The following is a 14,139-nucleotide window of genomic DNA, read 5'->3' as shown; positions in this document are numbered from 1 at the left end:
CTGTGTCTACCGCCGTGCCATGTACAGGTCCAGCGCCTTGTGCAGCAGCCGGTTCAGCGGGAAGTCCCACTCCCCCAGGTACTCGACCGCCTCGCCGCCGGCGCCCACCTTGAACCGGAGCAGGCCCAGCAGATGGTTGGACTCCTCCAGGGTGTCCGTGATGCCGCGGAAGTCGTAGACGGCGGCGCCGAGTTCATGGGCGTCGCACATCATGCGCCACTGCATGGCGTTGTTGGGCTGGACCTCGCGCTTGCGGCTGGTGGAGGCGCCGTAGGAGTACCAGACGTGGTCGCCGACGGTGAGCATCGTGGCGGCGGCGAGGGTGTCGCCGTCGTGGTGGGCGAGGTAAAGCCGCATGCGGTCGGGGTGCTCGGCGGTGAGCGCGGTCCACATGCGCTGGAAGTAGGGCAGCGGGCGCGGGATGAAACGGTCGCGCTCGGCGGTCTCGGCGTAGAGGTCGTAGAAGACGGGCAGGTCGTCGTAACCGCCCTGCACGACCTTGACGCCCGCCTTGTCGGCCTTCTTGATATTGCGCCGCCACTGCTGGTTGAGGCCGCGGTGGATGTCGTCCGGCGTCCGCCCGGCGAACGGCACCTGGCAGACGTACCGCGGCTGCCCGGCCGCGAAGCCCTCCTCGCCGCCCGGCTCGGTCTGCCGCCAGCCGGAGCTCCGCAGCCGGTCGGCGATGTCGAGGGCGGACTGTTCGCACGAGGTCGGCTCCGCGTCGCGCAGCCGCCGGGCGGCCGGGTCGGCGATGGCCGCCTTCACCGCCTCCGGGCTCCAGCGCCGCACGACGACGGGCGGGCCCATCTTCACGGAGAAGGCGCCCTCGCCCTTCAGGTGCGCGAGCATCGGCTCCAGCCAGCGCGCGACGAGATCGGACGCGTGCCAGTCGATCATCGGGCCCTCGGGCAGATAGGCCAGGTACCGCTTCAGCTTCGGCAGCGGTCGGTAGAGCACGAGCCCCGCCCCCACCAGCCGCCCGCCCTCGTCGAACCAGCCCAGGCTCTGCGCCCGCCAGTCCTCCTTCACCTTGCCCCACGACGGCATCTGCATATGGCTGGCGGAAGCCCGGTCCGCCACGAAGGCCAGGTGCTGGTCGCGGGAGATGGGCTGCAGGTGCAGGGGCATGGTCAGGGCTCCTCGGGTAGCTCGTCTGCCACCCTACGAGGCGATCTGCCACCCCTCATCTCGGCCGCGGCCAGTCCAGTACCGTCAGCTCGGGCCAGTGCTCCAGCCACCGCGCCGCCTTCTCGTCGTAGACCGACCGCGGGGCGAGCACCGGGTTCGGGCGGACGACGAGGTTGAACACGTCCGCCAGACCGTGCGGCGCGTACACCCGCCACCGTCCCTCCGCCTCCAGGCGTACGCCGAGACAGCACGTCGTCGCCGCGAAGCTGTCGATCGCCGCCTCGGTGGATGCGTACGGCGGGCAGGGGACCCCGAACTTGTCCTCGTACCAGAGGTGAACGCGGGCCTCGTTGCGGATCTCGACCTCCGCGGGCAAGCCGGCGAAGACCTCCCGCCCGGCTTGGATCACCTCGTCCTCCGCCTCCCACGACAGATCGGCGCCGTCGAAGTAGAAGACGTCGTAGTCCCTGATGCCGTGGGTCGGCGGACGGTCGGTGACCATGTTCCAGACGGTCTGGAAGAGACACCCGGCTGTCACGTACCAGCCGGGAAGCTCCAGCGTCGCGGTCCGGGTCAGTACCTCCATCAGGACGTCGTTGCGCGACAGCATCGCGCGCAGAGTGTCGAGTTGCTCATCCACCGGAAGCCGGCCGGGCACGCTAGGCGTCGCCTGCTTCGGAAGGTTTCTCGGGGAGCTTGGCTACGAAGGAGCCCAGGCCGGGCTCGGTGTAGGTCAGCCCCTCCTCTCGCAACGCACGCAGCACCTTGTGGGCCGTCGCATTGGCGATCCCGAACTCCGCCGTGAGCTGTACGACGGAGGGGACGCGAGTACGCGGTGGATAGGTGCCGTCGGCGATTCGGCCGCGCACCACTTCGGCCACCTGGCGCCAGCGCGGGATGTCGGGAACGAATTCGATCACCGCACCAGCATGCGCATGCCTAGTGCTCTACGCGATGCAGGGGATCCCTGGAATCCCTAGCATGCCTAGTCCCTATCGGCCATCTCATCACTCGGGTGAGCCTCCTACTCACCGGACGAGGCAAACACCGAACAACGCCGGCGGCGACGGGAACTGGCCATGGCGACCCTCGGGTTGGACATGCCCGGGCCGTACTGGATTCACGGGGTGGAGGTCGCGTGACGCATCCGCCCCGACTGCTGCCCTGGTCCGGCCCCGAGGGCAAACCGTGTTACCGAGAGGGGCCGAACTTCCGGCCCCTCTTCACTGCGTGCGCAGCGCCTGCCGCGCACGGTTGATCACATGACCGTCGCTCTCGCCCATCTCGCACAGCGTGGCGTCCGGGCGCACGGCGTCGAACTCTCGCCGGTCATGGCCAAGAAGACGACCGACAAGGGGCCTTCGAAGTTGAGCGGTGGCTCAGTCATGAGCGAGTGGCCGCTTTGGGTCACCGGCAACCCCGGTCCCGCCTGTTCACGGCCGTCGAAGCCGACCCAAACGGGCCAATTGCCGATCCGCGCGAAGGGCGAGCCGCACGGCTGTGTGCTCAGCCGGCGGGCGCGGGGCTGAAGTGGACCGGGATGTACTGGTCGTACAGGCGCAGGTCGGTGGCTGTGAAGTCGGCGCGGGTGATGATCGCGCAGCGGACGGTCACGTCGCAGACGACGCCGTCCGCGATCTCGGGCCGGAGGTTGAGGGACGTATGGAAGGAGCCGCCTTCCTCGTACGGGATCGTGATACCGGGCGTGCCCGTGCCGGTGTCGGTGATGCGGCGCGACGATCCGTCCTGCGCCTCCCGGCCGCCGAGGCAGGGCCCGGGCCGCTCGGTGTACGTCGACGGGTCGCCGACCCGGACGCTGTCGGGGACGACGCAGAAGGCGAGGAAGACGCCCTGCGCCCGGTTGTAGCCGGTGCCGCCGACGTACGCCGTGCCGCCGTCGGCGGGCAGGACGGTGGGCGCGGCGGCCAGCCGCAGCCGGAAGGTGTCGCCGTCGGCCGTGGTGACGGTGCGGTGGGCGTGCCCGAACAGCGGGGCCTGCGGAGACGCGGACGCAGTGCCGGACAGGGGAAGCGCTGCGGCGAGTCCGGCGGCGGCGACCGCGAGCGCGCGGCGCAGCGGCTTCTTGGTGGGGGGCTTCATTGGGCGGAGTCCGTCCTTTCACTTATGCGTTCTGCTCACTTATGCGTTCTTGCGTTCTGCGTGAGCTCTTTGATCGCATGCCTAAAACATGACTGATCGGTAGGCAATGCAGGTCGAGTCGATTCACAGTTCGCCCACCGCATCGCCACACAGCCCCTCCGCAAGAACCTCCGCCAAATGCCGCCCCCGCACCCCGGCGAGCTGTTCCACCTGCGTCCGGCACGAGAATCCGTCCGCCAGCACGACCGCGCCCTTCCCCGCCTCCCGCACCGCCGGCAGCAACTGCTCCTCCGCGCAGGCCACCGACACCTCGAAGTGGCCCTTCTCGAAGCCGAAGTTGCCCGCGAGACCGCAGCAGCCGCCGCTCAGGTCCCCGGTCAGGCCGGCGGCCTCGCGCAGTCGCCGGTCGGGCAAGTCGCCCAGTACCGCGTGCTGATGGCAGTGGGTCTGCCCGACCGCCGGCCGGTCCACGCGGGGCGGCGTCCAGTCCGGCGCCAGCCGCTCCAGCGCCTCCGCGAAGGTCAGGACGCGGTCGGCCAGGCGGCGGGCCCGCGGATCGTCGTGCAGCAGCTCCGGGACGTCCGCGCGCAGTGCCGCCGCACAGCTCGGCTCCAGGACGACCACCGGGGCGGCCGTCTCCAGCACCGGTTCCATCAGGTCGAGCGTGCGCCGCAGCACCGCGCGGGCGCGGTCGAGCTGCCCGGTGGAGACGTACGTCAGTCCGCAGCAGACGCGCTCCCGGCCGCTCAGGAGCGACTTCGGGTCCATGGCCACCGCCACTCCCGCACCGCCCGGCGCCCTACGCAGGCGCACCGTCGGCGGCAGCGCCACCCGCAGTCCGGCCGCCTCCAGCACGCGTACGGCCGCCCGGCCCACGGACGGCGAGAGGTGCTCGGTGAAGGTGTCCGGCCACAGGATGACCAGGTCGCCGTCGCCCACGGCGGCCGTCTTGTCCCGCCGCTCCCACCAGCGGCTGAAGGTCTGTGTCGCCAGCCGCGGGATCTCCCGCTCCGGAGCGATCCCACCGACCCGTTTCGCGGCCCACGCCAACGGCCGTACGGCGGCGAGGGCGTTGACCAACGGCGCCGTACGCGTACGTGCCACCGCGCGCAGCCACCGCGGCAGCCGCCCCATGCTGTGGTGGGCGGCCGGGCGCCGCCGTCCCTCGTAGTGGTGGTGCAGGAACTCCGCCTTGTACGTGGCCATGTCGACCTCGACCGGACAGTCGGACCGGCAGCCCTTGCAGGCCAGGCACAGATCCAGCGCGTCCCGCACCTCGGTCGAGCGCCACCCGTCGGTCACCAGTTCCCCGGCGAGCATCTCGTGCAGCAGCCGGGCACGCCCGCGCGTGGAGTGCTCCTCCTCGCCGGTCGCCCGGAAGGACGGGCACATCACGGCCGAGCCGGTCACCGATGTCGTACGGCACTTGGCGACCCCGACGCAGCGCCGTACCGCCGCCGAGAAGTCGCCGTCGTCGGCCGGGTAGCCGAAGGCCACGTCCACGGGCTCGCGGGGCAGGACAGCGAACCGGAGGTTGGCGTCCAGGGGCGCCGGGCGGACCAGCATCCCCGGGTTGAGCAGGTCGTCGGGGTCCCACACCCCCTTCGCCCGCTCGAAGAGGGCGACCATCTCCGTCCCGTACATCTTCGGCAGCAGTTCGGCCCGCGCCTGCCCGTCCCCGTGCTCCCCGGACAGCGAGCCCCCGTGCGCCACGACCACCTCGGCGAGCTCCTGCGAGAACCGCCGGAAGCTGCCGATGCCCCCCTCCGTCAGCAGGTCGAAGTCGATACGGACGTGGATGCAGCCGTCCCCGAAGTGCCCGTACGGCGTCCCGCGCAGCCCGTGCGCGGCCAGCAGCGCGCGGAAGTCCCGCAGATACGCGCCGAGGCGGTGTGGGGGCACGGCACAGTCCTCCCAACCCGGCCAGGCCTCGCTGCCGTCCGGCATCCGGGTCGCCGTGCCGCTGGCGTCCTCCCGGATGCGCCACAGGGCCCGCTGCCCGCCCGGGTCCGTCACCACCAGCGCGTCGACGACATCGGCCGCCCGCACGATCGCCTCCGCACGCGCGCGTGCCTCCGCCTCCGACTCGCCGCCCGTCTCCGCGAACAGCCAGGCCCCGCCCCGGGGGAGCACGGCAGCCGAGGGCACGAGGTCGGCCGCCATGCCCTCCACCGTCAGCGGCCCATAGGGCAGCAGCCCGGCCGCCGCCTCCGCGGCCGCGCTCTCGTCGCCGTACCCCAGCACGGCGAGCGCACGCGCGCGTGGCGCCTCCACGAGGCGTACGACCGCCTCCGTCAGCACCCCCAGCGTCCCCTCCGAGCCACAGAAGGACCGGGCGACATCGGCACCCTTCTCGGGCAGCAACGCGTCGAGCGCATACCCCGAGATACGGCGGGGCAGCTCGGGAAACCCGGTCCGCAGCCGGGCCAACTCCCCCTCGGCCACCTCCCGCAGCCCCTCCGGCGCCCCGGCCCACCCCTGCCCGAGCCGCAGCCGCTGCCCGCGCGCGGTGAGCACGTCCAGCTCGCGCACGCTGTCCGCGGTCGTCCCCCACGCCACCGAGTGCGAGCCGCAGGAGTTGTTGCCGATCATCCCGCCGAACGTGCAGCGGCTGTGGGTGGAGGGGTCGGGGCCGAAGCGCAGGCCGTGCGGGGCGGCGGCCTCCTGGAGGCGGTCCAGGACGAGGCCGGGCTGGACGACGGCGGTGCGGGTCCCGGGGTCGAGCGACAGCAGCCGGTTCATGTGCCGGGTGAAGTCCAGGACGACACCGGTGCCGGTGGCCTGCCCGGCGATGGACGTGCCTCCACCGCGGGCGACCACCGGCACCCCGCGCTCCCGGCACACCGCGAGCACCGCCGCCACGTCATCGGCGTCACGCGGCGCGACCACGCCCAGCGGGACCCGCCGGTAGTTGGACGCGTCCATGGTCGTCAGCGCCCGGGACGTGACGTCGAACCCCACGTCACCCCGGACAACGGCCCGCAACTGCGCTTCGAGATCCGTCATGCATCCAGGATGCATCCGACCACTGACAGTGACGGACCGGCCGCCCTCAGATCTCAGATCTCAGTCCCAGCAGATCTCAGATCTCAGCCTTCAGCCCTTCACGGCGGAACTGGCCACCCCCTCCACGAACCACCGCTGGAAGAACGCGAAGACGATCAGCACGGGCAGCACCAGCAGCACGCCGAAGGCGAGGATCTGGCCCCAGTCCGGGGGCTGCTGGCCCTGGAAGACGCTCATCTCGAGCGGGAGCGGACGCACCGACGGGTCGGACACCATCAGCACCGGCCACAGGAAGGAGCCCCACTGGATGAGGAAGGTGAGGATCGCGACCGAGGCGAACACCGGCTTGGACATCGGCACGATGATCGCGAAGAAGGTCCGCCAGGGACCCGCGCCGTCCAGCCGGGCCGCCTCCTCGATGCTCGGCGGGATCTTCCGGAAGAACGTGTGGAACTGGTAGATGGCGAAGGCGTTGGCGATGAACGGCAGCGCCTGGATGTAGATCGTGTTGCGCTGGCCGTTGAACATGTAGAACAGCGGCACCGCCACCGACTCGAACGGGATCAGCATCAGCAGCAGGACCAGCGTGAACACCGCGTTCTGGCCCCGCCACTTCAGCCGCGTCAGCCCGTACGCGGCCATCGAGTTGACGATCAGCCCGCCCGTGACCACCACGAACGCGAGCAGCACCGACACGCCCATGAACTGCCAGAAGTAGCCGGTGCTGTCGGAGTTGAGGCTGTCGAAGACGGCGGCGTAGTTGTCGAAGGAGAGGTGGGTGGGCAGGAAGCCGGACAGGCCGTTGAGGACCTCGTCGGACGGCTTGAGGCTGCCGAGGAAGAGGTAGAGCGCGGGGAGGGCGAAGATGAACGCCAGCACGCTCAGGACGGTGTAGTCGACGACGCGGCGTACGGGCGTACGGGTCATGGCCATGGTGGGGTCAGTCCTCGTTGTCGGGCCGGACGACGCGGCGCTGGACGATCGTCAGGGCGACGACGATCAGGAAGAACACCACCGTGATGGCCGCGGCCTGCCCGATGTTGTTCTGGTCGAAGGCCGTGGTGACGGCCTGGTACATCACCGTGCGGGTGGCGCCCTCGTCCAGGCCGCCGCCGCGGATGAGGATGTACACCTGGTCGAAGACCCGGAAGGACAGCACCGAGGTGAGCATCGCGACGAACACGAGGGTGCCGCGGATGCCGGGCAGGGTGACGTGCCGGAACTGCTGCCAGCGCGAGGCCCGGTCCAGCTGGGACGCCTCGTAGAGCTCGCCCGGGATCTGCTGGAGGCCGGCCAGCAGGATGACCATCTGGAAGCCGACGCCCTGCCACACCGACAGCACGATGATCGAGGCCATCGCGGTGAGGCCGTCGCCGAGCCAGTCGAAGGCTCCCCAGTTGCCGAAACTCACCGCGTCCAGCAGGGAGTTGAGCATGCCCTGCTCGCTGCGGGCGAGGATCAGCCGCCAGATCACGGCGACCAGCGCCATCGGGAAGACGACCGGCATGAAGAAGAAGGACCGGAACAGGCCGATGGCCTTCAGCTTGCGGTTGAGGAGGATCGCGAGCGCCAGTGCCAGACCCGTCTGGAGCGGTACGACGACAGCGGCGAAGGTCAGGTTGTTCAGCAGCGCCCGCAGGAACGGGCCGGACAGGTCGGGGTCGGTGAACAGCCGCCGGTAGTGCTCCACGCCGAAGAAGGTGGGCTCCAGCGGCGAGCCGAGGCGGACGTTGTAGAAGGAGAGCACCACGGCGTAGCCGAACGGGATGCCGACGAAGGCGATCAGCCCGCCCACGGCCGGGGCGGACATCAGCAGCCCGTGCAGCCAGTCACGGTTCCCGCGCGACGGGCGCGAGGGTTTCGCGGAGGGCGCGGACGATGCGGTCTGCGCCCCGCCGGGGGCCGCGGCGGGCGCGGGTTCCACGGTTTTCACGGGAGGGTCCTCTTTCCGGCGGGGGCGGGCGTGGTCGGTGACGTGGCTACGTGTACGTCGCTACGTGTGCGTCGCTATGCATGCGTCTCTACGCATGCGTCGCTATGCATGCGTCTCTACGTGTACGTCGCTACGTTGCCGACGGCCCGCCCGGCCGATGCGTCCTGCGGGTTACGGGATCTCGTAGCCGGCGTTGTCGGTGAAGTCCCGGTCGATGGCGCGGGCGGCCTTCTCCAGGGCTTCCTTCGGGTCACCGCCGCCGTAGATCGAGTTCAGGGCCTCGCTGAACTTGGCGGTGACCGTGGGGTATCCGGCGGTCACGGGGCGGGTGACGGCGACGCAGGACTTGCTGATGTCGCTGTCGCCGCACGCCTTGGCGAGCTGGTCGGCGAAGAGCTGGAGCGGGCCGCCCTGCTTGTACAGCTCGCTCTTGGCGAGGGCCGACTCGGTGGCGGGCACCGCGCCGTTGGCCTTCGTCATCGCGCCGACGTTGGTGTCGTTCAGGAGGTAGTCCAGGAAGGCGCCCGCGGCCTTGCCGTTCTTGCTGCCCGCGCCGATGCCCCAGGCCCACGAACCCTGCCCGGTCTTGGTGCCGCCTCCGAAGTCCGGCAGCGGCAGGACGACGAGGTCGTCACCCAGGGCCTCGCTGTAGGCCGGGTACATCCAGTGGCCGACCCAGCTCAGCGCCACCTTGCTCTTGGCGAAGGCGTTGCCGTCGGTGTTGGGGTCGACGTACGGCTTCCAGGACTGGAAGGTCTTCAGCGCCGAGACGACCTCGGGGCTGTCGAGGGCGCCCGCGGCCTTGCCGTCCTTCAGCAGGGCGCCGCCGGCCGACCAGACGATCGGGGAGAAGCCGTAGGTGCCCCACCCGGTGGCCAGGCCGTTGCCCTCCTGGATGTCGAGGACCTTGCCGTCGGAGTCCTTGGCCTTGAGGGCCGCGAGCGCCTTGTCGAACTCCTCGGCCGTCCAGGCGTCGTCCAGGCTCGTCGGGTACTTCACGCCAGCCGCGTCCAGCAGCTTCTTGTTGGCGTACATGCCGAGACCGGAGTCGAACATGCCCAGGCCGTAGTGCTTGCCGTCGATCTCGCCCTGCGCCTTGATGGCGTCGGTGGCGTTGTCGAGGGTCTTGGCGGAGAGGTAGTCGTCGAGCGGGGCGAGCTTGCTGTTGTAGACGAAGTTCGCCATCGTCGGGCCGTCGAACTCCAGCACGTCCGGCAGCTCGGAGGCGTCGGTGGCCGTGATGGTCTTGGTGTAGTCGTTGTCGGGGATCAGCTTCAGCTCGGCCTTGATGTCGCTCTGCGAGGAGTTGAAGGACTTCACCGCGTTCTGCAGCGCGGTCGCCTCGCTCGTCTGGCCCTGGTGGGCCCAGACGCTGATGGTGCCCTTGCCGCTGCCCTCTTCGGCGGAGGTGTCGCTGCCGCCGCCTCCTCCGCCACAGGCGGCCAGCGCGGCCAGGGGAAGGAGGGCCAGGGCTGTCAGGCCCGTGCGACGGTACCTTCTGGGGCCGGTGATCATGATTGTGCCTCCGTGCGGGGTGTGCGGTGGGTGCGAGGAATCTGAGGGGCGAGGGGGTGCGATGGGGTGCGGGATCAGCGTTGTCGGCCGGGGTTCGGCGGGGCGGTCGTCTCCCGGAGGATGAAGCGGATGGGCATCTCGACGGGGCGGCGCGGCCCGGCGTCCGGGCCGTCGAGCCGCGCCAGCAGCAGCCGGGCGGCCTCCTGGCCCTGGGCCGCGACCGGCTGGGACACGGTGGTCAGGCCGACCACCTCGGACAGTTCGTGATCGTCGAAGCCGACGACGGACACGTCCTCCGGGACCCTCAGCCGGTGCCGGCGCAGGGCGCGCAGCGCGCCCATCGCCATCTCGTCGGACTGGGCGAACACGGCGGTCGGCGGGTGGCGCAGGGCCAGCAGCTCGGTCATGGCCCGCTCGCCGCCCTCGACCGTGTAGCCGCCGTCCGCCTCCAGGTCGGGGTCGTGCTCGATGCCGGCGTCGGCCAGTACGTCCAGGTAGCCCTGCCGGCGGTCGAGCGGCGTCGTCCAGTGCAGCGGTTCGCTCGCCCCGGAGATCATGCCGATCCGCCGGTGGCCGAGGTTCACCAGATGCCGTACGGCGCTCTGCGCCCCGCCGCGGTCGTCGATGCCGACCACCATGAAGCCGGGCCTGGCGCCGCCGACCGTGGTCGCCAGCGGGACGCCGAGGGACAGCAGGGCGGCGGTCTCCTCCGGGTCCGGGATCAGCAGGGACAGCACGGCGTCGACCCGCTTGCGGATGGGCAGCTTGGTGAAGAAGCGCTTGCGTGCCTCCGGTGAGCCGAGGTTGTACAGCAGGACGTCGTAGCCGGCGGCGCTGAAGGCCTTCTCGGCGGCGTCCAGGACGGTGCCGAAGAACCAGCGGCCGACGTACGGGACGACGACGCCGATGGTGTAGGTGCGCCCACTGGCCAGGCTGGAGGCCGAGCGCGAGGCGGTGTAGCCCAGCTCGGCGGCGGCCGCGACGATCCGTGCCCGCATCTCCTCCGACACTCCGGGGCGACCGCGCAGGGCGCGGGACACGGTGGACGCCGAGACCCCGGTGGCCTCGGCGACATCGGTGATGCTGACCGTCACGGGACGCTCCTTGATCAGGTGCACGCCGAGTGAAGGGTCACGTGAAGGGTTCGGAATTCACGTTCTCGGATTTCACGTCGGCGTGAGGGGCGAGTGACGAGACCGTAAACCCGCCCACCCGGTTGCGCAAGCGTTTGCGTTCAGATTTACTTCGGCTGACTCTCAGAGAAACGCTCACCAGCCAGAACGCAGCGCACACGTTTGAGTACCGCTGCCGGCAGACAGGACCTGTCCATGCGATACGCCCCGCCCGGCCTCTGCGTGAACGACTTCGACCTCCTGCGCGACGCGGACGGCACGTACACCGTGCTGCACCTTCAGGGCCCGTGGACGACGGAGTTCGACCACCTGCGCATGGAGACGTCGTACGGCCGGGCCACCTCCACCGACCTGGTCCGCTGGGAGCCGCAGGGCACGGCCTTCGGCAACGGACTGCCCGGCCGCTTCGACCAGCAGGCGGTGTGGACGATGCACGCCTTCCCGCACGGCGCCGGGCTGGCGATGTTCTACACGGGCGTCTCCGGACTGACCCCGGACGGCTGGCCGCTCCAGTCGGTCGGCCTGGCCCACTCCGACCACACCGACGGTACCGGCTGGCGCCGCCACGGCACGGGTCCGGTCGTCGAGGCGGACGCGCGCTGGTACCGCACGGGCGAACGCATGGGCTGGCGGGACCCGTTCGTGGTGCGCGACGACGAGTCCGACGGCTGGGCCATGGTGATCTGCGCCAGCGATGTCTCGCTGCCCGTCGAGGTGAGCGGCTGCGTCGCGCTGGCCACCTCCGAGGACCTGGAGCACTGGACCGTCCACCCGCCGCTCATCTCCCCCGGCGACGTGGATGAGTTGGAGTGCCCGGTCCTGGAACGCCTCGACGACGGCGGCTGGCTGCTGCTCGGCTCCATCGGCGCCGCGCGGGGCTTCGAGGCGTGGACCGCCCCGCGCCTGCGCGGCCCGTGGACCCGCCGCGGCCCCCTGGGCCCGACGGGTTCCTACGCCCCCCGCGTCATCCCCGCCCCCGACGGCTCCCGCGTCGTGCTGCACACCACCCCGCGCCGCGTCGGCCTCACCGACACCGGCGACCGCTGCCGCGGCATGCTCGCGCAGCCCAAGTCCCTTGTCGTGCCGCGGGATTCGGCACCCCGCCTGGAGTGGTGGCCGGGCCTGGACCGCTGGCTCGGCGAGGAGACGTACGACGCCGACGCCCCCCTGCACGCGGTCGGCGACCTCGACATCTCGGGCCGCACCGAGATCACCCTGCGCACACATGTCTCCGCCTCAGACCGCCCCGCGCTCACGGTCGGCTGCGACGGCAAGAACCTCTGGGTCACCGGCCCCGACGGCGACCGCCTCGGCGAAACCCTCCTGCCGGAACCCGCCGCGTCCTTGCGCATCCTCACCGTCGGCGAGTACGTCGAGGTCTACGCCGACGGCGTCTTCGCCCTCACCACCCTGTGCTACTCCGGCCGCCCGGCCCCCTGGACGGTCACCACCGAGGGCCGCATCGGCCGTCTTCCCGTCCGCCCGGTCCACCTGCCCGCCCCGCACCGCGACGACGCCTCGGCCGTCTGGCCCGGCCCGTTTGACGTATGAGGATGAGAACGGCACCGGCTGTGCGGCACCGTCGTGTGGCTGAGCCCCGGTGTCCCCCGCCCGGCCGTCACAGCGCGCGCTTCCGACCGCAGTTGCCTAGCGTCACTTGTAACAGCACAGACCTGTGGCCGTACGGAAGGTCACAGCGAGGAGGACGGGATCGTCATGTCTGTTGTGATGTCGATGCGATGGGCCGGGGCAACACCCGAGCAGTACGACGCCGCGCGGCAGAGGGTGCGCTGGGAGGAACAGCCCCCTCCCGGCATCGTTCTGCATGAGGCATGGTTCGAAGACGACGGGATGCATGTGATCGACGTCTGGGAGAGCCAGGCGGACTGGGACCGCTTCCTGACCGAGCAGATCATGCCTGCGGTCAAGGACATCGGGATGCCGGGCGAGCCCGAGTACCACATCTCCCCTCTTCACCGGCGGTTCGTGTCTCCCGGCGTAAGCGGTAGCGGCACATGATCCCAGGGACTGATCCCCCACCCACCCACTGGGGGTGGCAGCCCCCAGTGGGTGAACGCGACAACGCCGTCTCATCCGACGGACGACGTTTCGCCCAGGTTTCCCGAAACGGCTACGCTCCCCTTCGTGGCTGAGATCCAGATTCCCGCTGACATCAAGCCCGCCGACGGACGTTTCGGCGCTGGCCCCTCCAAGGTGCGGACGGAAGCGCTGGACGCGCTGGCCGCGACCGGTACCTCCCTCATGGGCACGTCCCACCGCCAGGCCCCGGTCAAGAACCTGGTCGGCCAGGTGCGCGAGGGCATCCGCGACCTGTTCCAGCTCCCCGACGGCTACGAGGTCATCCTCGGCAACGGCGGCTCGACGGCCTTCTGGGACATCGCGACGCACGGACTGATCGAGAACAGGTCGCAGCACCTCACCTTCGGCGAGTTCAGCTCCAAGTTCGCCAAGGCCGCAAAGCTCGCCCCGTGGCTCGCCGAGCCGGACGTCATCTCCGCCGACCCCGGCACGCACCCGGAGCCGGTCGCGCAGGCGGGCGTGGACGTGTACGCCTTCACCCACAACGAGACCTCGACCGGTGTGGCCATGCCCATCAAGCGCGTGGCAGGCGCCGACGAGGGCGCGCTGGTCCTGGTCGACGCCACGTCGGGCGCCGGCGGCCTCCCGGTGGACGTGTCGGAGACGGACGTGTACTACTTCGCCCCGCAGAAGTCCTTCGCCTCCGACGGCGGCCTGTGGATCGGCGTGTTCTCCCCGGCCGCGATCGAGCGCGCCGAGCGCGTCCACGCGAGCGGCCGCCACGTCCCGGAGTTCTTCTCGCTCCCCACAGCGATCGACAACTCCCGCAAGAACCAGACGTACAACACCCCGGCGCTGGCCACCCTCTTCCTCCTGAACCAGCAACTCGAGTGGATCAACGGCCAGGGCGGCCTCGACTGGGCGGTCCGCCGCACCGCCACCTCCGCCCGCACGCTGTACGGCTGGGCCGAGGACATCAAGTACGCCAACCCGTTCGTCACCGACCCGGCCAAGCGCTCCCAGGTCATCGGCACGATCGACTTCACGGACGAGGTCGACGCCGCCGCCGTCGCCAAGGTCCTGCGTGCCAACGGCATCGTCGACACCGAGCCCTACCGCAAGCTCGGCCGCAACCAGCTCCGCGTGGCGATGTTCCCGGCGATCGACCCGGCGGACATCGAGGCGCTGACGAAGTGCGTCGACCATGTGATCGAGAAGCTGTAGCCATCCCGAGCGGTACGACGACGAAGGGCGCCCGGCGAGACATCGCCCGGCGCCCTT

General features: G+C 70.6%; 13 protein-coding genes. 4 read left to right on the top strand and 9 right to left on the bottom strand.

The annotated features are described in order from the left end of the window. Positions 1 to 6 precede the first annotated feature (6 nt). The 3 genes from ACP4J3_RS34140 to ACP4J3_RS34130 are packed head-to-tail and all read right to left on the bottom strand — an operon-like array spanning position 7 to position 2,051. Complete coding sequence (locus tag ACP4J3_RS34140) at positions 7 to 1,131, bottom strand: lipid II:glycine glycyltransferase FemX (protein WP_426540154.1); 1,125 nt, start codon at positions 1,129 to 1,131, stop codon at positions 7 to 9. A 55-nt stretch (positions 1,132 to 1,186) separates the two neighbouring features. After that, positions 1,187 to 1,789, bottom strand: a complete 603-nt coding sequence (locus ACP4J3_RS34135) for a nucleotidyltransferase family protein (protein ID WP_426540152.1) — start codon at positions 1,787 to 1,789, stop codon at positions 1,187 to 1,189. 1 nt (position 1,790) lies between these two features. Beyond that, on the bottom strand, positions 1,791 to 2,051 hold the full coding sequence (locus ACP4J3_RS34130; RefSeq protein ID WP_426540150.1) for a GntR family transcriptional regulator: 261 nt from the start codon (positions 2,049 to 2,051) through the stop codon (positions 1,791 to 1,793). A gap of 342 nt (positions 2,052 to 2,393) precedes the next feature. Here ACP4J3_RS34130 and ACP4J3_RS34125 point away from each other — a divergent pair, with 342 nt between their 5' ends. Beyond that, on the top strand, positions 2,394 to 2,660 hold the full coding sequence (locus tag ACP4J3_RS34125) for a hypothetical protein (protein ID WP_426540148.1): 267 nt from the start codon (positions 2,394 to 2,396) through the stop codon (positions 2,658 to 2,660). On the opposite strand, the gene ACP4J3_RS34120 is transcribed toward ACP4J3_RS34125, so the two are convergent. From ACP4J3_RS34120 to ACP4J3_RS34095, 6 genes are all read right to left on the bottom strand, one after another. Next, positions 2,638 to 3,231 (bottom strand): hypothetical protein, encoded by a 594-nt coding sequence (locus ACP4J3_RS34120; protein ID WP_426540146.1) that lies wholly within the window; start codon positions 3,229 to 3,231, stop codon positions 2,638 to 2,640. The two genes, ACP4J3_RS34125 and ACP4J3_RS34120, sit on opposite strands and share 23 nt — an antisense overlap. Positions 3,232 to 3,354: 123 nt before the next feature. Continuing rightward, complete coding sequence (locus ACP4J3_RS34115) at positions 3,355 to 6,237, bottom strand: FAD-binding and (Fe-S)-binding domain-containing protein (protein ID WP_426540144.1); 2,883 nt, start codon at positions 6,235 to 6,237, stop codon at positions 3,355 to 3,357. Between the two features lie 90 nt (positions 6,238 to 6,327). Next, positions 6,328 to 7,170, bottom strand: a complete 843-nt coding sequence (locus ACP4J3_RS34110) for a carbohydrate ABC transporter permease (protein ID WP_426540142.1) — start codon at positions 7,168 to 7,170, stop codon at positions 6,328 to 6,330. 7 nt (positions 7,171 to 7,177) lie between these two features. Continuing rightward, entirely contained in the window at positions 7,178 to 8,170 is a 993-nt protein-coding gene (locus tag ACP4J3_RS34105) for a carbohydrate ABC transporter permease (RefSeq protein WP_426540140.1), read from the bottom strand. A gap of 171 nt (positions 8,171 to 8,341) precedes the next feature. Beyond that, complete coding sequence (locus tag ACP4J3_RS34100) at positions 8,342 to 9,685, bottom strand: ABC transporter substrate-binding protein (RefSeq protein WP_426540138.1); 1,344 nt, start codon at positions 9,683 to 9,685, stop codon at positions 8,342 to 8,344. A 74-nt stretch (positions 9,686 to 9,759) separates the two neighbouring features. Then, on the bottom strand, positions 9,760 to 10,779 hold the full coding sequence (locus tag ACP4J3_RS34095; protein ID WP_426540136.1) for a LacI family DNA-binding transcriptional regulator: 1,020 nt from the start codon (positions 10,777 to 10,779) through the stop codon (positions 9,760 to 9,762). Positions 10,780 to 11,013: 234 nt separating this feature from the next. On the opposite strand from ACP4J3_RS34095, the gene ACP4J3_RS34090 reads away from it, so the two are divergent. The 3 genes from ACP4J3_RS34090 to serC all read left to right on the top strand — a co-directional run bounded on the left by ACP4J3_RS34090 (position 11,014) and on the right by serC (position 14,082). Beyond that, entirely contained in the window at positions 11,014 to 12,369 is a 1,356-nt protein-coding gene (locus ACP4J3_RS34090) for a mucin-1 (protein WP_426540135.1), read from the top strand. A 165-nt stretch (positions 12,370 to 12,534) separates the two neighbouring features. Further along, the gene (locus ACP4J3_RS34085; RefSeq protein WP_426540133.1) at positions 12,535 to 12,837 is read left to right on the top strand and encodes a hypothetical protein; all 303 of its coding nucleotides are present in this window, start codon (positions 12,535 to 12,537) and stop codon (positions 12,835 to 12,837) included. 126 nt (positions 12,838 to 12,963) lie between these two features. Next, positions 12,964 to 14,082 (top strand): phosphoserine transaminase, encoded by a 1,119-nt coding sequence (serC, locus tag ACP4J3_RS34080; RefSeq protein WP_426540131.1) that lies wholly within the window; start codon positions 12,964 to 12,966, stop codon positions 14,080 to 14,082. The last annotated feature ends 57 nt before the right edge of the window (positions 14,083 to 14,139 follow it).

Origin of the sequence: Streptomyces sp. UG1, assembly GCF_049974585.1 — a bacterium.
In the GTDB taxonomy this organism is placed as follows: Bacteria; Actinomycetota; Actinomycetes; order Streptomycetales; family Streptomycetaceae; genus Streptomyces.
Note: the sequence above shows the minus strand (reverse complement) of the source record. Positions and strands in the feature narration are given on the sequence as shown.